This window comes from Desulfosporosinus metallidurans, assembly GCF_001936615.1.
GTDB lineage: Bacteria > Bacillota > Desulfitobacteriia > Desulfitobacteriales > Desulfitobacteriaceae > Desulfosporosinus > Desulfosporosinus metallidurans.
On the sequence record NZ_MLBF01000062.1, the window covers coordinates 1 to 23,840 of the forward strand.

The window sequence follows — 23,840 nt, forward strand, 5'->3', positions numbered from 1 at the left end:
TTCGATCAATCTTGGCAATGGACATGCCGTCAACCGTTTCGTCTGTCACACCTTTGGTCATCGCTCCGTTGTTGGCATAAATATTTTTGTAAGCGATAAGATACAACTCTTTGTTATAGAGCAAACGGTAGATGCGATATAACGGTAATTTTCGCTTGCCTCTGTCGCCGATGATATCCAATACTTTTTCGGCCTTCTGCATTCCGCATACCTCCAAGCGATTGATATCGTAACCACCTGTCTCCCTTCTCCTGATCTCCCGCATACTTGGTTACCCTTTCGGCGGTACAACGATCCAGCGGCACATATTAAAGTCCGCCTGTGCAACCGTCATTACAACCGCCACCTTGGATACTACGAAGACTCCGTTACCTTAGAAGTTTCCCCCGTTAGGCAATCCCATGTTTTGCGCAGGAAGAACGTAATAGCTCGACTTAGGTTCCCACTCATGACCTTGCTTGAACTCACTGTTCAATGGCTTATCGCCTTGGATTTCTTCGAACGAAAGTAGATTTCGAATATGCGATAAGTAGGGAGTATTTAGACGGTGTATCCCTAGATGTGACCTTCCATCCCTAGTCATTCAGGTTTAGGCAGTGTAGCTTTTAACCATATCGAGCAGAACTTGCGTGACCTGCTTCTACACCATCTTCGATTCATCCACGCTTTACCACCATGCTGTTTTTCCCTCTTCCTTTCAGATTTAGGTTAGGCGTTGTTCTCAACGTATTTCCAAAGACATTGGTCTGGTAACCAGACAATTCTTGCTGCGCACGACATGGCGCACTCTCTCGCGTCATCCGGCTCCCATCATCCAGCCGTTGGCTTGATGCCCATTTGCCAATGAACGAAGAGTTTGGGTTCTCGCTTGGCGATGTTTCCCAACCAGTTTTCAGCCCTTGTCTTATGGGTTTTCAGCTTCTTGAACTTTCTCCTAGCCCATTGAACCAAGGCTTGGTTCATGTGCCGCAGGACCGGGTACATTTGGGATTTGTAAAAGCGTCCATAATAGTTAATCCATCCTCTAAGAACTGGATTGACCTCGCTAGCTATATCCTCTAGCTTTAGGCCAGGTTTCAGATGTATCCTCCACTGCCGAATAGTTTGCCGCATGTGTTTGGCTGCTTTGTTGCTGACGGCTGGGGTAAAATTGATGAAGAATTTGCCATACCGGACGCCTCGCTCGAAAGGTGTAGCTCAGAAAATCAAAAGACGTTTCGGTATGATTTCCTGTGCGGTCATCATCTTTACAGTAGACGATTCGCGTTTTGTCAGGATGCAGTTCAAGACCACATTCTTCAAAGCGCTGTTTTAACCGATTGTACAATAGTTCAGCTTCTTGTTTCGTGCGACAGTGCACTACTCCATCATCTGCAAAGCGAGCCCATGGGTTTTGAGGATGGTTCTTTTCCATCCATTTGTCAAACGTATAATGGAGAAATAGATTCGCAAGAATCGGACTAATGACCCCACCCTGCGGGGTTCCAGACATTCTTGCCACGTTAGTTCCATCCTTCATCTTAAACGAAGCTTTCAACCAGCGCTCGACGTAGAGAATTATCCATTCTGAATCCGTGTGTTTCTTTACGGCCCGCATCAACAGCTCATGGTCTATATTGTCAAAAAGTCCCACGATGTCGAATTCGAGTACCCAGTTATATTTCCAGCATCGTTTGCGGGTGATTTCCACCGCATCGAGTGGTGACTTTCCTGGTCTGTATCCGTAGGAATCTGCATGAAAATAGGGTTCTACCAAAGGCTCGAAGTAGATCTTGGCTACCATTTGAGCGATCCGATCGGCCACTGTAGGAACTCCAAGTATTCTTGTGCCCCCATTTTTCTTCGGTATTTCTACCGCTTTCACCGGAGGTGGAAAGTAACTACCGGAGGACATCCTATTCCATATTTTGTACAGATTGTCCTTTAGATTCTTCTCAAATTCTTCGATGGACTGGTGATCAACCCCGGCTGACCCATGCTTTGCTTTAACCCGTTGGTAGGCTTCCCAGACCACATTTTTGGAGATGTCAAACGACTTTGTCTTGTCCATACAGTTCCTCCCATGTTTGGTTGACTGATTTTCAAAACTGGATAACACAGCCCCTTCACTCCCTTCCCGTTACAGGAACTTCATCACTAATACAGGCTGTTCCGCCCCTATACTTCGCATCGGTACTCTCATCCTTGTGGATCTGCCACTTGGATTTCTCCCTTGGCATCGAAGTCGTAGGTTCCCACGTTCCCTATAAGAGCCTGTGCTAAGTTCACGTCGCCTCCATGCCGGCCACCGTCTGGACAGTAAACAGGTGTCCTCCAGACTTATCCCAGGTTAACGACACCCCCCTGGTTTTGATGACGTTCCTACGCTTTCGACACTTTATCAGCGCTTTATTTGTATTCGTCTCCATAGCACTTACCTGACGTGGTCTTGCCTCGCCTTTTCCTTAACGCTCACTACCATAGCTTTTGTCCACAGCAGCTTAAGGTGGTTTGAAGCCTCCACCTGTATGGCGGCTCCGAGGGGCCTCCCCTCATCTCTTATACAGCATGTCGTAACTTCACGTGACAGTTCCTGTCACGTGAAGTTCGCCTTCGTGGCGCACCATCGTCGGCGTACCGAGCAAATGGCTTATCCGGATGGTTTCTATCCATCCACTTATCGAACGCATAGTGGAGGAAGAGATTGGCAAGAATTGGACTTATGACGCCCCCTTGGGGGGTTCCTTTTGTTCGTTCCTTGATTGATCCATCTGGCATCTGAAACGGTGCCTTTAGCCATCTCTGAATGTAGATGATGACCCATGGATTGTCCGTATGCTTGTGGACGGCTTTCATCAGCAATTCATGGTCAATATTGTCAAACAGCCCCTTGATGTCAAATTCCAGTACCCAATCATACCTCCAACATCGCTGCCTTGTTACGGTCAGGGCATCAACGGGTGACCTTCCCGGCCGATATCCGTATGAATCGGGATGGAAATGTGGCTCTACCAATGGCTCAAAATATATTTTCGCCACCATCTGCGCTACCCTGTCGGCCACAGTTGGCACTCCAAGTATACGCGTTCCCCCGGTTTTCTTCGGAATTTCCACTGCTTTAACTGGTGGAGGGAAATAGCTTCCGGAAGACATTCGGTTCCAAATCTTATAGAGGTTGTTTTTCAAGTCTGCCTCGAACGCTTCCAAGCTTTCATCATCTATTCCTGCAGCACCCTTGTTTGCTTTTACTCTCTGGAATGCCTCCAGCACTATATGCTTGGAGATTTCATAGGACTTTGTTTTGTCCATTGGTTCCTCCCTTGTGGTTGACCGCTATTCAAAACTGGATAACACAACCCCTTCGCTTCACTTCCATTACGAAGCTTCATCACTACTACGGGTTATTCCGCCCCTGCATTACGCATCGATACTTTCATCCTTGTGGGTCTTCCACTTGGATTTTTCTCTTAGCATCGTATTGCAGGTTCCCACGTTCCACACAGAAGCCTATGCTATGTTCATGCCACCTTCATGCCGGTCACCGACTGGACAGTAAACAGGTTTCCTCCAGACTTATCCCGGGCCAACGACTACCTCCCGGTTTTGATGACGTTCCTACACTTTCGACACGTTATCAGCGGTTCATTTGTATTCGTCTCCATAGCACATACCTGACGAAGTCAAGCCTCGCCTTTTCCTTAACGCTCACCACCATAGCTTTTGACTACAGCAGCTTAAGGTGGTTTGGAATCTCTACCTGTATAGCGATTCCGAGGGGCCCACCCTCATCATCTGTGCAGCATAGCTGCTATTCAGGCGACAGTTCCTGTCGCTTGAATGCGCCTTCGTGGCGCACAGTCATCGGCGTATCTCACAAGGTATGCAGGTTTGAGATTGGTCTTATTTAATGCTCTGTATTTGGCGTTTGGATGATATTGAAGTTTGGTTTCTTTTTCTTCCCATTCCCGCACAATCCACTTATCCAGCTTATGGAGATATACATTTGCCAGTAACGGCGAAACGATACCCCCCCTGGGGTGTGCCGAGTTCCGTAACCGCCAGTTCATTCATAACTCCTGCTTTGAGCATTTTCTTGAGAATCATGAGGATTCTCCTATCATGTATGCCCATGTGCCAGAGCTGTCTAATGAGCTTGGTATGATTAATGTTATCGAAACACCCTTTGATGTCGCCTTCGATTATCCAGTGGTATCCTGTTGTATGGCAGGTTCTCTTAGTACGTTCTAGAGCCATATGTGCATCTCTCATTGGTCGGAAGCCATAGCTGTGTTTAAAGAATTGAGCTTCCATTATGGGTTCAATGATGATGCGCAGGTTTTCCTGAATGATCCTATCAGATATGGCCGGTATTCCAAGAGGTCGTTTTTCGGCTTTTCCTGGCTTATCAATCCATTGCCTCCTAAGAAGAAGGTAGGGATTGTAGTGGCTCAGCCCGTTGATGACTCCCTGGATAACTTCTAGGTACTGTTTTTCTAAGATGTCTGTGATGATTTTGCCGTCGGTTCCTGCTGTTTTACTGCCGTGGTTTGATTTGATATTGTGAATAGCAGTAATGATAAGCACTTCGGATTTGGCCAATTCCAATAGGTCTTTGAACTTCGGCGTGTTGCCTTTTTCCAATTCCTTTTTGGTTGTGGCGTATAAGTTATCGAGGACGGATTTTAACTCTGTCTCATCTCTCAAATTCAAGTAGACTGATTTTTGAGCCACAGGCATCCCTCCTTCCGGAAAGATTCTTGTGGGATAACCAGGAGTGCACAACGGCTTCCCAGTCAGGTTCAGTCATAATGTCATTTGTTGCTTGACTATGCCCCTTCACTCCACAGACATTGCCCTGTTTCATCACTACTATGGGCTGACGAGCCCTGCATGCACCCGTCATTTCCTACGGGTTGGGTTTCATTATCCTTGTAAGGATTCCGCCTTGAAGGGGTCCGCTGTTCCGTGTTTCCTAGCCTTGCATACGTCTTTAGCCGCCTGCTGTGACCCGTGGTTCAGCCTTTGTCCATGATTGGAGGACGAGGCACGCTTCCATTGTCGAAGAGCGTCAGTTTTGGTAATGGGCATTACCTCAACCGTTTCCCAACTCACCATTTGGTGAGTAACAAAGCAACGAAAAGGAACAGCGGCGGGGCATATGTCTCGCCGCTAAACATTAAAAAGGAGGAATAGCGATGTCAATACCACTTGATAACACAGCGAAAAAACGTTTTTATCATAGTTGTCTCAATGCGGATGGCTACGACAAAAAGCAGTTTGAACACTTGTTGGAACCACAGTTCAATAGGTGTACACCTATTGAACTGTGGTTCCAAATCATTGGGTGAAATCCCCGAATGCGTAGAAGATTGGCTACGTAGAAAGGCTAAGACTCCGACATGCCCGATAAAAGTGAAAGTGATTCGTGGTATGAAGCTCGGTGAAGACGGCGAAACGCCAACCTGTAAATGGTTGACAAATGTAGTCGGGCCGCCATAAAACGTCCATGCCGACTTATCATAGGAACCTGCGTGTGTACGGCTCGAAAAGATTAAACAAAGGAAGTATGCGCAAACCGAAGATTAAACGCCCAAGGCTGCTGTTGCCAACGATTTTCTTTTTTCATCCAAAATGCTTAGTAGTTTTCCGACTTCGGGATACGAATTTCCGTTGGGAATGTTCTCGACCTGCATCTTGAGTGATTTAATTTTTTGGCTATGTTCCAGCACAACTTTCGTATCAGTCATGTCAGATGAATCCACGCTTCTAGCCAGATCACGGATAATATCCGTTAAATCCGCAATCTCTTTCTCCACAGGATCAAGGACCCGATCTTGAACTGTTCGCCGAACTATATCCCGTTCGTTCGCTTCGGGTGTGACCCAAAGCGAGTGAACCAAGATAATGAGGTCTTTTCTAATCACAACGTCGCGCCCATCCAGTGTTGCTGACGCTTTTAGTAGTGAAAGCACTTGCCTGAAACGGCGATCTGACGGGCGTATTCCTTCCAGCCTCAAAGCATCCCGAATATCACGAAGGACCTCAAGGATGTCTTGTGGAACCGTGACCATCATTTCAGAATGGAATTGAAGTTGCTCCAGCTCTGCTAATGTGATCGTCGGTCTTTGCGCCGGATATGCCCCTTGTAACATAGCATCAAAACTATTGCCATCTTGGATATAGTCGATTTCATACCGCAGAATGAAGCGGTCAAACAACGCCTCAAGCCCTTCTCCCTCTTCTGGCCATTCGTTTGATGCCCCTACGATGGAGAACAATGGCGATTGAACGATTCCTCCATTGTTATAGAATAAACGCTCGTTTGCGAGCGTAAGGAGCGCGTTCAATATCGCTGAATTCGCCTTAAAGATTTTATCGACAAAGCCTATATGAGCTTCGGGGAGCTTGTTTCGCGTGTTCCTTTTGTAGGTATCCTGTTCGAGAGCTTTTAGAGACACTGGCCCGAATAATTCCTCCGGCGTGCTGAACCGAGTCAAGAGCCATTGAAAGTAATTCGTACCAGTTACGCACTTGGTTAGGTCTGCTACTAAGCCCGATTTAGCTGTTCCAGGCTCCCCAACAAACAAGACGTGTTGACGTGCGATGAATGCGATGAGCATTCCTCGCACCATTTCTTCTCGTTCAAAATACATAGATTTAGGAATCTTTCAATCTCTTTGATTTTGTTGATCATCTTTTACACCCCCAATAAAGAGGGCACACCTCCCTTTATTTGTCTTTTCGCTTATTCAGATTGCCAACGTCTGTCTGTTTACCGATACCAAGACGCCATAATCCAGAGGTTTTTTCCATCGACTTACAACTGTCCCATCCGAATTAAAGTGAGTGTAGCGGACGATGAAGTGTCCTCTACTACCCTTTGCTTTAGCTACTATCCATTCAGTGGCGCACTCAGGACAAACATATTCTGGATTGCCACCGTAAACTCTGTGTGCAGGTGAATGTGGACAGGTTTTTAGGTCTGTGTTCATATCAGGTGTCACCTGCCTTTTCCATCAGAATAGTTACGCTATCTCTGATAAGCAGAATTCTTGCTTCCATTTCATCTTTCTTCTGGCTTAAAATTCCTTCATAATTCTTGTAACCTGAGATAACACGCTTGGCTTCGTCGATTATTTCTGCGAGTTTTGACTTCGACAAGGAGCCGTCGGCTGCCGCGTGCTGGCTTTGGCCGTAAAGACTTTCCAGGTGGTCAGAAACTTTCGTTTCAACCATCTTCAGCGATTCAGCCGAATTCACGACCTGAATCTTAAACCCTTCGCCCTTCGGAAACGCTGAACAGAAGCTGGTTAACTTCTGCAATTCCTCGTCATAAGCGGCTGGAACGAAGTAAACACCGCCTGATGGACGAACCGGCGTAGGCGAAAGCGTTTTGAGAATGCTTTGCACCATACTTCGGACTGCTTGCCCATTGTGATGGTTCTTGAATACTTCAAATAACCGCGTCGCCTCCTGACACAATTCCCATGAATAGGAACTTGGATCGGCTGTAAAGCTCATTGTTTCAGCTTTTTGATCGAGTGTAAGGACGGCAGTCGCATCCTTCAATGTTCGTATTCTCTCGGTAGGTGAAGCTGCAAACGGTTCTTCCTCTTGTGCAGTTTCGTCAGACGAGCATGTTAGAGTTATTCCAAAACTATCATTAGCATCTAGCAAGTTGAAGTCGCGCCTCGCTCTATCACCACCCTTGGTAAGTATTTGAACGTGTGCGCCGCTGGCTTTAAGTGCCATTATTACTTCACGGGTTGGCATCGTGTCAATATTTGCGGGATATGGGTCACAGGTGAAGCAAAGCATTATCTTCTTGTCTTTATATTTGCCACCAGACAACTGCCTCGTTACCGCTTCGACGATCCCCTCCCTCGGTTTTACGTCTGCAAAGTTTTCAGTAGGCTTGTATCTATCGTGGATTTTGCGAGCGTAGCAATACCAGCACCCATGATTACAGCCATTATAGATATTTATGGCTAAATCGCTGTATTCCTTCGCTCTTGTTCTTGGTTCATAAATAGGTCTAAACATGAAAATTCCCCTTTCTGTTCTTATTTGATGTTAAATTAACTACCTGTAACGGTTCTTGCTTTTTGGTCGGTTCAACAACCAACCTAACATTTTACTTTTTCCTTGAGATTTTCTCGCATTTCCATGAAACCCGTGAGATTAAGGACTTCGTTTCGCATGATTTGTTCAATTGTTTCGATGAACGGAGTTTGATAGGTTACGGGTTTTGCTTCCAGTTCTCGAATTAGTCCTTCGGGGACGTTAGAAATTTCTAATAGAGCTCTTAGCTTTTGCGTATCCTTTTTCATGCATTTCCCTTCTTTCTTTGTTTCATTTGTTGTTATCTACTTTAAGGCAAAAAAAATAAGCCTCTTACTAGAAGAGGCTTTACACTCCGCGCCAAAAAGGAGGTCTAAACGGCACAGATCAGACCTAACGTTCCTACGCAATCACGAATGACAGGGTAGATGGTCCGGCTTCAGGACTGGGAAAAGGAGGTGAGCCAAAACCCGTTCTCTTTGCTGATATCAGCGTACCATGACCCCAAAACTTAGTGAAGAGACTTTTTCCGATTTTCTGAAGTTTTTTGGTTTTTCTTCGTTTTACTTGAATAAACGAGAGATAGAACGGTTGTCAGTGAATTAATCTATAATTGGTCGATATACTTTCCGTTCCAGAGTATGAACCCTTGCAGAAAGTGTCCCCGCTTCCGTCTGCGCTGCCGCTTTCTCGAAGTCGTACATGCGCGAGTCGATCATGTCCAAATGATGCAGGAGTTCGGCTTCTTTTATCATAGGTCGTTTCGGGCTGCCCCATTCTGGCGTTTGGTGATGCGAGAGAATAATGTGCTGTAAAAGGAGTTTCTTTTCTACGTCGAGTCCTTCCATGTACTCGATGACGCGCAGCCCAATCGCAATATGCCCCAACAGTTCTCCCTCTAAGGTGTATTCGGTGCCCAAGCCTGTTTCATTCAGTCATCAGTTCATAAACCTTGCCGATGTCATGTAAGATGATTCCTGCATAGAGTAGGTCCGTATTGCATGGATAAACGATCGTTAGTTTCTCAGCGGCAAGGAGCATGGTCGTGATGTGTTGAAGTAAGCCGCCCTGATATGAGTGATGAAAGGATTTTGCGGCTGGGTAGTACATAAGTCTGCTCTTGTGCTGTTGAATGACAGTTTTGACAGCCACTTTGAGCTTGTCGTTGGCAATGGCTTCGCTGAAACGAATGAGGATAGCCCACATCCTGTCTGGTGGTGTTGGGGCTGATGGAATGATCGTTTGAGCTTCGTACTGATCGGTTTCATTAGCTTTGCGCAGTTTGTAGACTTTGAGTTGTAATGTTCCTTTATACTCTTGAGTTGCGGCATCGACTTTTACGATGTCTCCCTTTTTGGGGTGCTCCCCCATAAGAACCTCCGCAATATCCCAAACTTTGGCGTTGATCTGGCCGCTGGCATCAAGCAGGGTGAGATCGAGGCACTTTTTAAATTCCTTGGTTTCCTTTTCAGTAATCTCTTTCACAGCGAAAAAACCGATGATGTTATTGTCCTTTTGAAAGTCTTTGATCATATCAATAGCCTTCCTTTCTCTTTAAATACAAACATGTTTCAGCGTTCAGGCTCGGTGATGTTTTGGCGTTGCGGATTAAGCATTTTGGATACTTATAGTTGTGACATTTCTCACCGGTTGGTACATAGGTTGTTACGGATGTATTCATCCTTCCTCTCACCTTCGTTTTGTGGTACGCCCATACCTTTTTTGGCAAAACTAAAGGAAGCCACCCTGTAAAAGCTACTTTATACATGGACCGTATACCCACCGTTCCTGGACCAGCGAATCGCTTTGTTACAAAATTAATGGAAGTATGCCATCACCATACGTACAATTGAATTTGTCTATATAAAATCCTGTGCCCTCAAATAACATGTTAGAAAGACTACGAACGTGATCAACTGAGGTTGGAAATTTCTGTCGCCAAATTTGGCTTTCAAGTAAGTCGTAAAACCATTAAGAATGTCATATGGAAGGAATCTCCACTTTCATCTAGAAAACCAGTGTTAGCTAATATTTTAAGAAAGAGATGCAAAAGAAATTAATTATCATCTTAATGTTAATCGGAATCGCACCTTCTGTAGCTAGGGCGTTGTTCTCGAACGATCAATACGAATAACTAAAACTCTGGCCGATAACTAATGAGAATTTCGCTGAAAGGATGACCTTATGCGAGACGCATTCATCTTAGCCAATTCTCTCATCTTCTTGGCGCTCTGGGGACTAGGATTACGACAGGCTAATTCAAAGATAGTCTGTTAGAGCAATCGGAAAAATGTTTTGTCTCCGGCATTGCCGGGGTCTGTAACATTCAAGAAGCCCTGGAATGCCTACTGTTACAGGCTTCCAGGGCTTCTTTTAATTATTGATATCCTCTCGATTAAGACGTTCGAGACGAGTTGCATCATAGATACATTAAGGGCCTAAGTCCAAAGGCATCTGTGCCTGCATGGCCATAATTAACCGTCTTTCAACTTCGTACCAGTTAACCAATCGCCCCCAGGCTGTTACGTAATCTTTGCGTTTATTCTGATAATCAAGGTAGTAAGCATGCTCCCATACATCCATGACAAGTATGGGGATACTACCCGCTTGATATAAATTCTGATGTTTTTCAATGGTTAGCATTTCTAACCTTCCCCAGGCCGGTTGCCATACTAGCAAGACCCATCCGGACGCTTCTACATTTATTGCGGCAGTATTAAACTGTTCCCAAAAAACAGCCAGACTACCAAAATAGCGCATTATATGCATTATAGTTTGAGCCCCGGGGGTCTCCCACCTGTTTCCGATGGGAGCCATCGATGTCCAATAAATACTATGCAAAATATGCCCTGAACCGTGAAAAGCCAGTTCCCTCTCCCAATGTTTGATTAAGGCAAAATCCCGTTTTTGCCTTGCCTCGCTCAGTTTGAGCTCAGCTTTATTTAAACCTTCCACATAGGCCTTATGATGTTGGTCATGGTGAATTTGTAATAATCTAGAACTGATTACAGGCTCAAGAGCATTAAACGCATAAGGTAACATTGGTAACTGGTGTTGCCCCGTTGGCACTATAATAGATTGCATATGAACTAGACCCTCCCCCATAACTTCCACTTTGTTTGTTTAGTTATAATTCATATTCTTTTATATTCCTAGTTATAGGTTATTATGTAGCCACGATGTTAGAACCTGAGCGTTTGTGCAATACAGACCCAATCCTATTACTTAGACATCACAGTCTGGAGTATCGGTAATCCATAATAAACAAGCGTAATATAACCCTTGTGGTAATGGCCAATTTGAATAACTTCTTAGGTTGTGGCGCAAGCAATGAATAAATACAAAACTCTTGTGTCACAAATTGATTACTATCATCAAACCGAATAACTGCTGGAAGAGTTGAACATTATTAGGGACAGACAAATCTTTCAATTTGACCTGCCTCTTTTTGATCATATGCATCGCTTCAATGCCTTGAATCGTTTTCAAAAACCATTTGGGCACAAAAAAAGGCCCTCACCGTTTCCGATGAGGAGCAAAATGAGTAGGACGAGAGATTTTATCGAGAGATATCTTGCCCAGGATTTGGTTTACTATGCTGAGGTTAATAGGCAAAACCTACCAGCTTACAGACTCGGTACCTAGATATACTAGAATTAGGATGGCAGATGAGCTTCTTGAAGAAATATTGCCCCCAACTTACAAGAAGTTAATCCTTTCCATTTGTATAAAGGCGAGCTTAATGGGCTCCCCTTTTCTACGTCTTAAATAAAAATATTCGCACGTACCCAACTCAAACTTGACATGAGATGGGGTAAAAACTAGATATTACCCATCATCAAACCAAGTTTATTACCATATTGTTCCACATACCCCAGCTTGTGCATATTATATACTATCTCTTAGCAAAGGAGGAAATGCAAATGGCATTCGGTGGTGTTGATGTAGATGATTGTCGTCGCGACAAAAACCGTTTTGGAGAAGGAATCGCAATTGTTGTCGTAATTATTCTTCTGCTTATCGCACTGGGAATCGTATTCTAATTTAGAAAGGAGGAAATATTAATGTACGGTTATGGTGGAATGGGAATGGGAATGGGAATGGGAACAGGAGTAGGGATCATCGCTATAGCTATCTTAATCCTTATAGCATTGGGTGTTATCTTTTAATAACGATTTATAAAATCGCGCTTCTATAACGAAAGGAGACAGTTAAGATATGCCAATGTTCGATCGTTCTGGTTTTGGGAGATTTCCTTTTTTCCCCTTTTTTGATGATCGATTCGAAAGGTTCGAGAGATTCGAACCATTTGAAAGATTTGAGTTTAGACCGTTTATGTTCAATCGACGCCGTTTCTTCTAATTTAGAGAATTGTAAAGCCAAGTGTTGGTTTTAGTAGGGTGAGAAATTTTTTATGCATTGATACCCTCCTGCGTTATCAGGCGTAGGAGGACGTTTTCTTATATTTACTAAACAATGATTATTTTGTGAGATGCATTTGACAATATCCACTTTAAATTGAGTATACACCAGAGTATGCGGGGACAAAATTCCACCGTGCAAGTACAATTGCATATTTTGTTAACCTGTAAATTGAAATCGAGGATCCCTACATCTTATACAAAAACCACTTACAGGTACCTCCAGCTCAAACTTGATCTCAAACGGCTTCAGCTCTCCATCGATCTCGCTCTGGCATCTGAAGCACAGCATCCTATTGCCGGTGATCTTCTCTTCGGTCATCGACATCACATGTTCGATCTTGGTTCTTTGTCGGCGATCTTAAGCCTTATCGGATGGGGCGTGACGTTCTCGAACCAGGTTAGGACTTCGATGGGGGGCATTAGGATTTTTATTGATTCTCCATATTCCCTTTTATCTTCCTATCTACAAACTGTCCATTTCCCAAATATGGATAGCACTAAACCGCTGCGCGGTGGTTTCCATAGTTTAGATGCCTGAGCTGAACTGATATTGTAATAATCAGTTCATTTTTTAATACTCTCCTTTATAATAAAGTTAAATTTGATTTTAAAGGAGATGTTCTATTATGACCAAAGAAGAGGTTTTGGAAAAGCTGAAATTTGATGTAGAACTCAGGGGGTTAAGCAAGAATACCCAAGATGAGTACTATACCAAAGCTAAAATCTTTCAGGAGTACTTTGATAAACCTGCCACTGAGCTGGGTGAACAGGACATCAGAAAGTTTCTTCACTATAATTTGCTAAGGATAATGTGAAGTAGAGGCAATTTATGATTTAATAACGTTGTGTTATTAGTTAGTATTTACCATCTATATTAATACGAAAAAGTGTAATAATACTTTGGTACGTAATTCTTATCAATTGGAGGAAAAAGTATGCAATTAATTAATGCAACTCAAATGATATTAAATCTGTTTCGAAGAATTCCTAGTATTAAAGACTCTACAGTTTTAGGATTAACTAGTGGTTTAATCGGAACATTCGCGATGGATATTATTGACTTAACTGCATGGCGAAAAGGTAAACATGAAATGCTTTATGGACATTTAGCAGGCTCGATGATATTTACGCCAATAAGAATGCATCGTAGAGAAAACTTTTTCATTGGCCAAGTTATGCATATGTTAGCAGGTTCAGGAATTGGTGGCATAATAACTTGGTTTATGAAAAAAACTGGAAAAGACCATCATCTCCTTAAAGGTTCTTTCATCGGCATGCTTAGTTGGTTAACCTTATATGAATTTGGACAACGGCAAAAATGGTTCACACTTAAGGCACGAAAATCAGTTACATTTTATTATGCTTTCCTTATGAATATAGTCTTTGGTGCAACCACGGCTCAAGCTATCGTAACTTTAGCAGACCCTTCCGTCTTCGAAGCAAATCCTAGTTCACCTAATGAGACACTGGTAAATGCTCGTCGGAATAATCCAGAGCCACATGAATCAAAAAGTATGGTTGAAATGACATTCCCTGATTCTGACTCCTTCTTGCACCATACGATATAAAAGGAATAGTTATATAAATGACAGTAACGCTGACACCATGCTGGCCAGCTCAAAGACTTTGAATTTCCTTAAACCATTGTATATTTACGAACCGCGTTAGGAATACCTCAATCTTGAAGTATTTCCACGTAGTTCGTGAATTTTTCTTTTTATAGTTCAGCCTTTTCTATGAAATCCTCATCATTCATCTTCAACTCCAACTTCCAATTAGACAAAATGGCTACCACTCAAATAGAAGTTATCCTCCAATTAACAAGATGTGATTCGTACCTCTAGGGCTTCCAACCAAATAATGACGCGCCAATATATGACCAATACTCAAGAAAACACCATTATTAACTCAAGATGACCTAATCATCTCATAACTTCCTTGCAAAATAAGGGGAAACCTGTCTCATAAAAATAAAAAGGCCTCTACTGTATAATAGTAAGGACCTTACCGTATTCCAACCGACTCATCTATCTGCACTCCAAGGCCCGCCGATAACCCGGAATCAGCAAAGGCCATGAGGGATAATCTACAACTCCATTTGCCCAAGCGGAATTGTTAGTTCGACATATTGATGGATTTCGTCGTTCTTTCCTACCGAGAAACAGTTCTGGAACATACTTCAGGATTTCCGAGAAGTTGGCATTTGCCGCCTGCCCTTAACAAACGGCTGGAGTGTTATGCATTTTTCCATGAACTTCATTCTTGATGGTACGCGCGTACCTGTTTGATAAATGAACGTTAGAAAAAGTTGCTTACTTTTCGTCTTCCCTATACCAGATTGAGACTCTCGTTTGAACAGTCGTTAGTATTACCCTTTGCTGGAGGCGGCAGCGAGCTTCAGAGAAATACGCGGTCGTTTGATTTTCCCCCATTGGGAGGGGGAGTGTCATACATACATTTCAAGTATCCCCTACCAATTGAATACTCTCTGAGCTCCCCGATAAAAACAAGCGAAAACCTCAAAAAGCCGATTTTCCACATTCTAAGGATTAACCGACTGAACTATTCAGTAGCTGTAAAGTTTTTAACAAGTTGCTGGGGGCCGAAGGACCCCTGGCAAGGCCCGATTGCTCTGAAGGGGGCATCGAGTGATAGAAGGGTCGAAGGTGCGGGAAACATGTACCTTCGGGATTTGGGTCTTTAGCGAACGTGATTTAGTTAGTAATCTAGAGAATTATTTGTTTGTCATCCAGACTTTTCTTTGCAGAAAGAATAATTAATGTCTATATATTCCATCCATCTAATTTAAGGCATTTTAACGCCTATTTTGGGGAAATATAATTCTGAAACTAGGCAGAATATGGAGGGTGGAATATATGAACAATATGCAAGAAACTAATCAAGGTCAAGTAGAACAAGTTCCCTTTGGAACTGTCCAACACAACTTATCTGACATTATGCCAATGTCTTCTGAAGTTGGAAATCTTTGGTCAAGTTACTATGCAGAAAGTATGTCCGTGTGCTTTCTTAAAAGCTATGTTGCTAAATCTAAAGACCCCGATATTCGCCCTATTTTGCAACTGGCACTTGATGTTTCAACCCAACGGGTAAAATCTATGGAGGACATCTTTAATTCGATTAATCATCCTATCCCAGATGCTTTCGGTGATAAGGACGTTGATAGCAATGCGAAACAGTTATTTTCTGAATCCTTTACACTATTATACACTAGACTTATGCACAAGTTTGTTTCGATAAATTACTGCAACGCATTAACTGTTTCTTCTCGCACAGACTTTCGTAATTATTTCCACGAATGTATAAATACTTCTCTTGAGATACACCAAAAAGCCACTGAGGTACTTTTAGCAAAAGGGCTATTAATAAAGTACCCTAGCATTGTGATTCCTGACAGGGTGGATTATATACATGATAAAAGTTATTTTGGCTCGATTATCCCGTTTATTGGAGAGAAGAGACCTTTAAATGCACTAGAAATTAGTCATATATTTTCAATGATGGAAACTAAACAGTTACTGAGTACATTAAATTTAGGATATAGTCAAGTCGTTAAGTCTGAAAAGGTTAGGAACTTTATATCTAAGGCCAAACAAATTTCAGATAAACATCTAAAAGTTCTTGGTTCTTCTTTAGCGGACGAGGATATACCTCAACCAGCAATCTCTGAAATATTAGTTACTGACTCTAAAGAGTCTCCTTGTAGTGATAAGTTAATATTGACCCATGCCACCGCAGTTCTAGCGTTTATTATTTCTGGATACGGAACTGCCTTGACAAGTACCGCCAGAATAGATTTAGTATCAATGTACCGTGATTTCGTTACTGAGATTCTAGCATTAACCAAGGATGGGGCAGAATTAATGATTGAAGGCGGTTGGTTAGAAAGAATCCCAGAAACGGCTGACCGTAAAGAATTAATACAACATTAATCAGACACAGAGCCAGCACGTTATCCAAACGTTCTGGCTCTGTGTGACTCATTAAATATTTGCTGTACAGGAGAAATATTTAGAAGTAGGAAATAATACACCTTCAGTTTACCCCTTTCCCGATTCGCACCATTAAACAAATGTCCTAATTGTGCCACGTCACTTGGAACTGGTGTTATTCCGTCCTTTGTTAACCTCCCAATTCAAGAACCAACCTTCTAGGGGTACTGCAACCAATTCGTTTGTTGAGTTAGACGCACGATATATCGAGGACGAGATTCTCATACACCTACGATTGAGCACCGATAATGAAGGTTAAGTAAAGCACCAGCATTCTATCATTATTGATAACGCTGGTGCTATTGTTAATAATATGATGCCCTTCTCATTCATAGTGCTTTGACAATTTCCAATGCCCCTGCGCACGATGAAATTTGAGTATAAGTCGAATTAAGCATTCTCTTCCTCAATTTCTCCGTCATCTCGTCAGCCGTCATATAGATCTTTTCTTCATCCCAACCTTGGGTAAATACGCCGAATTAAATGAGCGTTTGTATTAATGTGCCATACCTATCCCAGCCGTCAAGGACTAAGTTTTTGCATAGTTGAGTTGAACGAGCGTTGGTTTGAGTCTGTATCCAAAATGAACAGGAATGCGAAAAGCAGGAAATAAAAGAGCCCACCGTTTCCGATGAGAGCCGAAAAGTGAGGACTGGAAACGGGAGTTAAAGGATGGGATGCCCTGAATTCAATCACTATGCTAAATTAGTAAAAAGATAAGGCGGTTTCATCAACTGCCTTAGTACTTAGCTATACCAAAATCCCATAATGTCTAGCTATATGATGCAGGGTTTCACCTTTGCGAACATGATGATGCATTGTTAGAAATCCCCTCCTTTTTGGAAACACTCCAAATTATGCCAAAGAGGATTTCTTGGTGCTAGTACAAAGCAAAACCCCGACATATGTGCCGGGGGCGATCTAAAAATAAGTTTGATACAAATAATATGCACCTGCGATTCCAGCTGGGATTGCGCATGCAATAATGAATGTGATTATTGTTGGTTTGATTAGATCCTTCCACACACTATCGATAGGCATAACGCTCTCACCTCAACGTTTAGCCTGCACCTACTCCACTACATCTTATGCAGATACCATTAGGGCACAAAGAAAGGTTCCCACCGTTTCAATGAGGGCGAAGCGAAGAAGAGAATCTTTCAAAGGTATCTTGCCCTCAGATCCTGTTTATCATGTGAGTTATCTAGAAAAAAATACTTCTCATCTGTCATTTTCCTTAATAGAATCCATTAACAAGAATTGTTGAACGGAGGTTAACTATGATTGACCTTGATGTTCTTGATAAACAATGCCCAAAGTGTTGTGGCCTCGGCAGAATCGAAAACCCAGCATGGTATCCTATCTGGGCCACACGCAGCGATCTTAAGGATTCGGTTCAAATTTTGGAGACTAAAGAGAAAATAAGCCTTGTTGGAAAAACGGCTCCGGATCAACCCGACGAACCGATCTTTTTCATTTGTAAGGAATGTCATGGTAAGGGAAAAGTACTTACAGCTGAAGGGAAACGGCTTATGGAGTTTGTAAGGTTTTGGTTGAATCCGAACTATTAAATGAACTAGATTAAATCATGATCATTGTTTCTTTCCTTCCCTAGAGTAAAACTCGTTAATTAATGCGTCAAGTTCTTCGCTAACCCCAACCACTCTCGTGTCCGTAAGATCTTTATCGGAAGCAATTTTTTGCATTTGTAGTCTTAGTTCTTCTATTTGTTCGAAGATCGTTAGTTTCAACTTAGAGCAGCCTCTTTCATACTAAAATTGCACACTTGGATATTTTAGTATGAAAGAGGCTGTAACATCAACCGTATAAAAGGTAATGTTTTGTCGGAATATGTAAAACAGAAAAGGCCCCCACCGTTTTGAACGATGAGAGCGAGTGCAAATTGAAGACACAGATATCTTGCCCAGGATTTGGTTTATTATACGGAGGTCAATAGACAAAACCTACCAGCTTACAGACTCAGCACCTGGATATAATAAAGTTTAGAATGGCAGATGGGCTTCTTGGAGAAATACAGCCACTAACTTACAAGAAGTTATCCGTACATTTAAAACAATATAAAAGGGGAGCTTTGACGGGCTCTCCTTTCCTACATCTTAAATTAGATAAGGTCCATTGTGCGAAAAATAACCGGTCCGGTACATCCGGAACGGTTATTGTGATAAAAGGAAATACATTTTTTAAATATATAAAAGAGACAAAACATTTTTAAATTTGAGTCCGAGAATGAGTACTATGACAAGTCGGAGTCGGATGGCCGGCCTAACGTTTTTTCCATCGCGCATTCCTGCCGCGACTAATGCATTCGATTAAATTGTCTTGCCCAAGCTCATTGAGTATCCGCTGGATCGTTGGCCGGCTAATTCCTGGACAACGTTCTTGAATGTCATTAATAGTGAAGTCTGCGATCATATGGTTAATAACGTCCTGAACCTTCTTTGCTTTCCATCCCTTTTGGCGTGTTGAGTCTGATGTTTGACCCACTCGTTCCTCAAATCGTTGGTAGGATTTTAACAGCATTACAAGGAAGTAGTCGATCCAGGGAAGGAGATTATGTTCGCCTTCATGCCATCCTACAGAAGACTGTTCTAGAGTCTCATAATATTGTTCCTTAGTCTCTTCAATGACTTTTTCTAGACTAACGTAGCGACCAACTTCGTATCCGGTCTGATATAGCAGAAGCAATGTCAGCAGTCTTGCAATACGACCAAAACGTCCGAGAATGGATGAATACAGAGAAAATCCAGGGTAAAGGCAGCGATGAGTATTAATTCATTAATGGTACCGAGTTCCCGATCCCGTCGATAATCGTTTACAAGTTCATCAATAGCATTGGGGGTCTGCCATGCGGGTACTGTAACGAAACGAATTCGTTTCGTACCGTCTATGGATATCAAGAACTTAACACCCTTGTTTTACAAAATCAGAAACTTCTTTATTCCCTCCTCATTAAGTCAGCGGGACATACGTTGATGGAACTTGCTAAAGACCCTAAATTCCTCGGTGCGTCGATTGGTGCCACCTCTGTCCTCCATACTTGGGGACAAAATCTCTCGTTCCATCCTCATTATCCCGATAAACTTTTTATCCCGATTTCTATAAGAACATGTTCAATATCATAGAAATTCTGAGAAATGCTTTTATAAAAGTCGGAATAATTAGGCTTAAGTTTTTGTCGCATTTTCATCGGATATCACAAATAATTATAATGCAGGACAATTCCTGACTAATTATTATGAGGTGATTTCATGAAGAAAATCGAACTAACACTACTTGTAAATGATATCCTAAAAGAAATGGAAATTCTACAATTGCACCGGCGAACCATAACCTACTATAAATCCGGGCTGTCATCTATCTGTGAATTCTTTGAGAATCATAAGAAGTATTCCTTTACTGAGAATACGTTAGATGTTTTTCTCGAAAATATGAATGAAAAACTGTTGCGGAATGAATTGTCTTTATTCCAGTTTAAGCGTCTGGAGCGTGCCTCCAAAGTTCTGGCGCGTTATGCCAATATAGGAAAACTAACTTGGGATACTCTGCCAAAAGGTTCTAGCATTAAGGTGAATGGATATTTTTCTGACATTTCATCTAGTTATGAAGTGTTCCTTGGCAGGCACCAGATGAGCGGAATTCGCTATATTCGGGCTAATGTCAGACACTTCCTTAAGTTTTTGGAAGAAATCGGTCACAAGGATTTCACGGAAATGTCATTACAGACAATTAGGGATTTTCTTATAGCTACCCAACCTACCCACAGGGGAAGCATGCCCAACGTTATGGATTCTGTCAAGAAATTTGTACACTTCCTTAATATAGAAGGGCTAACGTCACTTACTCCGGAAATGATACAATTTAAAGTAGCAACGCCCCGAAAAAAGGTTCTTCCATGCTTTAGTAAGGAAGAAGTTAAGGCTATGCTGGAACAGATCAATACGTATACGCCACAAGGAAAAAGAGACTATGCTATTATCTATCTGGCATCACAAACAGGACTTCGGTGTTCAGATATCCTGGGCCTGAAGTTGACGGACATTGACTGGAAACATAATGAAATGCATATCATCCAAAAGAAAACTGGAGAAGCACTGTCCCTCCCATTCGGCTCTGATACAGGCAAAGCCATGGCAGACTATATACTTCAAGGCCGCCCGGATACAGATGTACCCTATGTTTTCCTTCGTGTAGAACCACCTTACAGGAAGCTTGTTGATACGGCCGTTACTTCAAGTATACTGGCTAAATATATGAAAAAGGCGGACATCACCCATCTTCCGGGAGACGGGAAAACATTTCATGCCTTGAGACGTTCCATAGGTACATGGATGCTGGAATCAGAGATTCCGCTTCCAACTATATCGCAGATTTTAGGTCACCGAAGCCTCGATTCGACAAAGCGATATCTTTCCCTTGCTACATCAATGCTGTCTGAATGTACTCTTGATATCCAAGACCTTGGGACTGAAAGGAGGGAACTGGTATGAATCCCTCTTTTGAAAGCCGATTCGCTGGACAGATGCAGGACATGATACAGTTTAAAAAATCGCTTGGGTACGCAGACAACAGCTATGTCGGTTATCTTTTAAACTTTGACCGTTTCTGCATGGAGAATTACCCCGATGCGTCCGTTCTGACCAAGGAAATCGTCATGGACTGGGGGCGGAAAAAGCAGAACCAGAAACCAGAATCGGTAATAAGGAAAATCATAGCCCTCCGCGAATTCGCGAGATACCTGAATTCAGTCGGTGATAACGCCTATGTGGCACCATTGGAAATGTTTGGACGAAGGAAACCCTTTGTACCATATATCTACACTGATGAAGAACTGACTGCTTTCTTCCGTGCATCCGATAGGATTCCAGAGGATAAACGTTCTCCTTACCGGCATCTGGTCGTTCCTGTCATGTTCCGCCTGCTGTATTGCTGTGGACTCAGACCCAGTGAGGCTAGACATCTGCACTGTAGTGAATTTGACCTTGATGCAGGTATACTACATATCAAAGAAACAAAACGGCATAAAGATCGTACTGTTCCGGTTGCGCCTGGCATGCTGGAACTATGCCGAAAGTATCATTCGTTAACCAATCTTGCTTATAAGGACAGGGAATATTTCTTCAAGAACCCAAACGGGGACATATATCCTGAAAACTGGTTGCAGAGACATTTTTGGAGGTGTTGGAAGATAGCCGGCATTACTTCGTTTCATGGATCAACTCCAAGAATATATGATTTTCGTTATCCAAACCTAAATAAAATCCAAACCTTTTTCAAATACGCCTAATATTTAAGGGCTTTGATGAAAAAAGGTTTGGATTTTTTTCTTTTGCCGTATGCTCCTCTTATCAAATGAACAGGAGGGCATACAAATGAATGTACAAAACCTCGGGAATAATTATCCCAAGCTCATTTCCCACATGAAAACCAGCGGTTACTCAAAAATATACGTTGACAGGTTCAGAAGAGAGATTGAAAAAATCCTGTCAGCTGTGGATTCAAAGGAATGGTCATGCTATAGAGATGTCTATCTGGAATACACCAAAACATCACAATCCCCTGATTATCTACGCAATAAGCGGACTCTCATCGGAGTCATTGAGCAGTTTGACATCAATGGCAGATATCCGGATGGAAGACGCAGACATGAGCTTTTCCAAAGAGGTGCTTATCCGTTGTTGTCACCAGAATTCAAATCCGTCATTGACTATTACTGTGAAACAGAAAAGAAACGCGGTAAGAAAGTTTCCACCATTTATACAGAATCTCATAATGCATCCACATTTTTCTTATCCCTCCAGCAAAAAGGAATAGATAGCCTGGTTAAAATTACAGAAGAAGATGTGCTTTCCATATTCATGTCTTCGGATGAAACACTGCTAAGGAGCTGTTCTTACAAGAAAAACGTTGCTGCAGTATTGAAGGCGTGCATTCCATGCCATCCAGAAGCTTGTTATCGGATTCTGGCTTTTCTTCCCGCCTTAAGGGAGACCAGAAAAAATATACCGTATCTAACATCAGAAGAAATCCAAAAACTCAAAGAGTCACTGGCTAATGGTGAAAATTCTCTTACGCTCTGTGATAAAGCCATCGGGATACTTGCACTTTACACAGGACTTCGTGGCTGCGATATGGCGGGAATGACCCTTGACTCCGTTGACTGGGACAGGGATATTATCTATATCAGACAGCAGAAAACGGAGTTCCCTCTTGAACTTCCTTTAACAGCAATTGTTGGTAATGCCATATATGACTATCTGACATCTGAACGTCCCTACACAGAAAGCAGGTATCTTTTTGTTTCACAAAATAAACCATATGTCCGACTGAAAAGTAGAAGCATTGGCAACGTGGCAGTCCGGATTATGAAAGCTGCAGGCATTCGACAGTCAAAAGGTGACCGGAAAGGATTCCATATCTTTCGCCATCACCTTGCCACAGCCCTTTTGGGAAATGGAATCCCTCAGCCTGTCATCAGCAGGACACTTGGCCATACTTCACCGGATTCCCTTGAGGCCTATCTAAGTGCAGATTTTCTTCATCTGAAGGAATGCTCCATCAACATAGATCGTTTTCCTGTGCCGAAGGAGGTGTTCTCTCATGAATAAATTCACTTCGTTTCTTGCTCCGCTCATGGAGGCATATGTTTTCTACCAGAAAGCGTCTGACCATTGGAACGAAGCTTCATATGAACCAAACCTCGTGCTTTTTGACCGGTATTGCAAGAAACAATATCCGGAAGCTGCTCTTCTGTCACAAGAAATGGTGGATGGATGGTGCTATAAACGCGACATGGAAACCAACAATTCGTGCAGATCAAGAATCTATGTTGTTGCCAGTTTTATAAACTATTTGAGAAAACGCGGAAAAACAGATGTTATGGAGCCTGACATTCCAAGGATCGAGCGACGCACGTATATTCCCCATTCATTTACAGACGTTGAACTGGAAAATTTTTTTTGCGCCTGTGACTGCTTGCCTTCCGTATCCTGCACTCCCGAGCAGCGTTCCAGGAAGATAACCGTTCCTGTATTCTTCCGTCTTCTTTACAGTAGTGGAATACGAACCAATGAGGCAAGAATGCTGAGGGTTGAGGATGTCGACTTGTGCCATGGGATACTGGACATCCATTATTCCAAAGGGCATGCCCAGCATTATGTAGTGCTGCACGATTCCATGCTTAAACTTTTGAAAAAATATGATGCATCAATACGGAAGCAGTACCCTCACAGGGCCTATTTTTTTCCTGCAAGGGGCAACTCTTTCCATAAAAGGCAATGGGTACACACAAACTTCCGGGAATTGTGGAATAAATATAACAGTTCTCATGCTACTGCATATGAGCTCA

The 23,840-nt window shown here is 42.6% G+C and carries 23 protein-coding genes and 3 pseudogenes; 11 read left to right on the forward strand and 15 right to left on the reverse strand.

Going from position 1 to position 23,840, the window contains the following annotated elements:
* From DSOL_RS22325 to DSOL_RS22340, 5 genes and pseudogenes are all read right to left on the reverse strand, one after another.
* A pseudogene (locus DSOL_RS22325) lies at window positions 1-202 on the reverse strand (group II intron reverse transcriptase/maturase); the annotation flags it as partial.
* Window positions 203-810: 608 nt separating this feature from the next.
* On the reverse strand, window positions 811-1,113 hold the full coding sequence (locus DSOL_RS29820) for a group II intron maturase-specific domain-containing protein (RefSeq protein WP_345788413.1): 303 nt from the start codon (window positions 1,111-1,113) through the stop codon (window positions 811-813).
* On the reverse strand, window positions 1,046-2,050 hold the full coding sequence (gene ltrA / locus DSOL_RS22330; protein ID WP_345788414.1) for a group II intron reverse transcriptase/maturase: 1,005 nt from the start codon (window positions 2,048-2,050) through the stop codon (window positions 1,046-1,048). Before ltrA (DSOL_RS22330) ends, DSOL_RS29820 begins: the two co-directional genes overlap by 68 nt.
* Before the next feature lie 488 nt (window positions 2,051-2,538).
* Complete coding sequence (gene ltrA, locus DSOL_RS22335; RefSeq protein ID WP_427854446.1) at window positions 2,539-3,288, reverse strand: group II intron reverse transcriptase/maturase; 750 nt, start codon at window positions 3,286-3,288, stop codon at window positions 2,539-2,541.
* Between the two features lie 678 nt (window positions 3,289-3,966).
* Complete coding sequence (locus DSOL_RS22340; protein WP_075366974.1) at window positions 3,967-4,710, reverse strand: reverse transcriptase domain-containing protein; 744 nt, start codon at window positions 4,708-4,710, stop codon at window positions 3,967-3,969.
* A gap of 464 nt (window positions 4,711-5,174) precedes the next feature.
* On the opposite strand from DSOL_RS22340, the gene DSOL_RS28165 reads away from it, so the two are divergent.
* Entirely contained in the window at window positions 5,175-5,327 is a 153-nt protein-coding gene (locus DSOL_RS28165; protein WP_170871589.1) for a hypothetical protein, read from the forward strand.
* A gap of 234 nt (window positions 5,328-5,561) precedes the next feature.
* On the opposite strand, the gene DSOL_RS22345 is transcribed toward DSOL_RS28165, so the two are convergent.
* The 7 genes from DSOL_RS22345 to DSOL_RS22365 form a co-directional block, all read right to left on the reverse strand.
* Window positions 5,562-6,632, reverse strand: a complete 1,071-nt coding sequence (locus tag DSOL_RS22345; RefSeq protein WP_139314572.1) for an AAA family ATPase — start codon at window positions 6,630-6,632, stop codon at window positions 5,562-5,564.
* Window positions 6,633-6,728: 96 nt separating this feature from the next.
* Window positions 6,729-6,971 (reverse strand): hypothetical protein, encoded by a 243-nt coding sequence (locus DSOL_RS27590; protein ID WP_139314573.1) that lies wholly within the window; start codon window positions 6,969-6,971, stop codon window positions 6,729-6,731.
* A 1-nt stretch (window position 6,972) separates the two neighbouring features.
* Window positions 6,973-8,022 carry a DUF6744 family protein gene (locus tag DSOL_RS22350; protein WP_075366975.1) on the reverse strand — a complete coding sequence of 350 codons (1,050 nt, stop codon included), beginning with the start codon at window positions 8,020-8,022 and terminating at the stop codon, window positions 6,973-6,975.
* Window positions 8,023-8,105: 83 nt separating this feature from the next.
* On the reverse strand, window positions 8,106-8,309 hold the full coding sequence (locus tag DSOL_RS22355; protein ID WP_075366976.1) for a hypothetical protein: 204 nt from the start codon (window positions 8,307-8,309) through the stop codon (window positions 8,106-8,108).
* 333 nt (window positions 8,310-8,642) lie between these two features.
* Window positions 8,643-8,960, reverse strand: coding sequence for a hypothetical protein (locus DSOL_RS26930; protein ID WP_139314574.1), 318 nt, complete (start codon window positions 8,958-8,960; stop codon window positions 8,643-8,645).
* 7 nt (window positions 8,961-8,967) lie between these two features.
* Window positions 8,968-9,573 (reverse strand): OB-fold nucleic acid binding domain-containing protein, encoded by a 606-nt coding sequence (locus DSOL_RS22360; protein WP_083642932.1) that lies wholly within the window; start codon window positions 9,571-9,573, stop codon window positions 8,968-8,970.
* An 897-nt stretch (window positions 9,574-10,470) separates the two neighbouring features.
* Window positions 10,471-11,124, reverse strand: coding sequence for a superoxide dismutase (locus DSOL_RS22365; protein ID WP_139314575.1), 654 nt, complete (start codon window positions 11,122-11,124; stop codon window positions 10,471-10,473).
* Between the two features lie 1,473 nt (window positions 11,125-12,597).
* Here DSOL_RS22365 and DSOL_RS29825 point away from each other — a divergent pair.
* The 5 genes and pseudogenes from DSOL_RS29825 (at window position 12,598) to DSOL_RS22395 (ending at window position 18,045) form a co-directional block, all read left to right on the forward strand.
* Entirely contained in the window at window positions 12,598-13,002 is a 405-nt protein-coding gene (locus tag DSOL_RS29825; protein ID WP_170871590.1) for a hypothetical protein, read from the forward strand.
* Between the two features lie 88 nt (window positions 13,003-13,090).
* A pseudogene (locus DSOL_RS22375) lies at window positions 13,091-13,258 on the forward strand (phage integrase N-terminal SAM-like domain-containing protein); the annotation flags it as partial.
* 141 nt (window positions 13,259-13,399) lie between these two features.
* The gene (locus DSOL_RS22380; protein ID WP_235838962.1) at window positions 13,400-14,032 is read left to right on the forward strand and encodes a hypothetical protein; all 633 of its coding nucleotides are present in this window, start codon (window positions 13,400-13,402) and stop codon (window positions 14,030-14,032) included.
* A 1,308-nt stretch (window positions 14,033-15,340) separates the two neighbouring features.
* The gene (locus DSOL_RS22390; protein WP_075366979.1) at window positions 15,341-16,414 is read left to right on the forward strand and encodes a DUF3231 family protein; all 1,074 of its coding nucleotides are present in this window, start codon (window positions 15,341-15,343) and stop codon (window positions 16,412-16,414) included.
* Window positions 16,415-17,754: 1,340 nt separating this feature from the next.
* Entirely contained in the window at window positions 17,755-18,045 is a 291-nt protein-coding gene (locus DSOL_RS22395) for a hypothetical protein (RefSeq protein WP_075366980.1), read from the forward strand.
* A 21-nt stretch (window positions 18,046-18,066) separates the two neighbouring features.
* On the opposite strand, the gene DSOL_RS22400 is transcribed toward DSOL_RS22395, so the two are convergent.
* The 3 genes from DSOL_RS22400 to DSOL_RS22410 form a co-directional block, all read right to left on the reverse strand.
* Window positions 18,067-18,225, reverse strand: coding sequence for an aspartyl-phosphate phosphatase Spo0E family protein (locus DSOL_RS22400; RefSeq protein ID WP_075366981.1), 159 nt, complete (start codon window positions 18,223-18,225; stop codon window positions 18,067-18,069).
* 532 nt (window positions 18,226-18,757) lie between these two features.
* Entirely contained in the window at window positions 18,758-19,180 is a 423-nt protein-coding gene (locus tag DSOL_RS22405; RefSeq protein ID WP_075366982.1) for a Fic family protein, read from the reverse strand.
* Between the two features lie 2 nt (window positions 19,181-19,182).
* Window positions 19,183-19,383: a Fic family protein gene (locus DSOL_RS22410; protein ID WP_427854447.1), complete on the reverse strand. Its 201-nt coding sequence runs from the start codon at window positions 19,381-19,383 to the stop codon at window positions 19,183-19,185.
* Between the two features lie 3 nt (window positions 19,384-19,386).
* Between DSOL_RS22410 and DSOL_RS30215 the strand changes: the two are divergent.
* The 5 genes and pseudogenes from DSOL_RS30215 to DSOL_RS22430 form a co-directional block, all read left to right on the forward strand.
* Window positions 19,387-19,563 (forward strand): annotated as a pseudogene (locus DSOL_RS30215) (IS91 family transposase); the annotation flags it as partial.
* 180 nt (window positions 19,564-19,743) lie between these two features.
* Window positions 19,744-20,982 carry a site-specific integrase gene (locus DSOL_RS22415; RefSeq protein ID WP_075366984.1) on the forward strand — a complete coding sequence of 413 codons (1,239 nt, stop codon included), beginning with the start codon at window positions 19,744-19,746 and terminating at the stop codon, window positions 20,980-20,982.
* Window positions 20,979-21,779, forward strand: a complete 801-nt coding sequence (locus tag DSOL_RS22420; RefSeq protein WP_075366985.1) for a tyrosine-type recombinase/integrase — start codon at window positions 20,979-20,981, stop codon at window positions 21,777-21,779. Before DSOL_RS22415 ends, DSOL_RS22420 begins: the two co-directional genes overlap by 4 nt.
* 85 nt (window positions 21,780-21,864) lie before the next feature.
* Window positions 21,865-23,100, forward strand: a complete 1,236-nt coding sequence (locus DSOL_RS22425) for a tyrosine-type recombinase/integrase (protein WP_075366986.1) — start codon at window positions 21,865-21,867, stop codon at window positions 23,098-23,100.
* Window positions 23,093-23,840, forward strand: a 748-nt coding sequence (locus DSOL_RS22430; RefSeq protein ID WP_075366987.1) for a tyrosine-type recombinase/integrase, incomplete at its 3' end; no start/stop codon positions are given. The genes DSOL_RS22425 and DSOL_RS22430, both read left to right, overlap by 8 nt.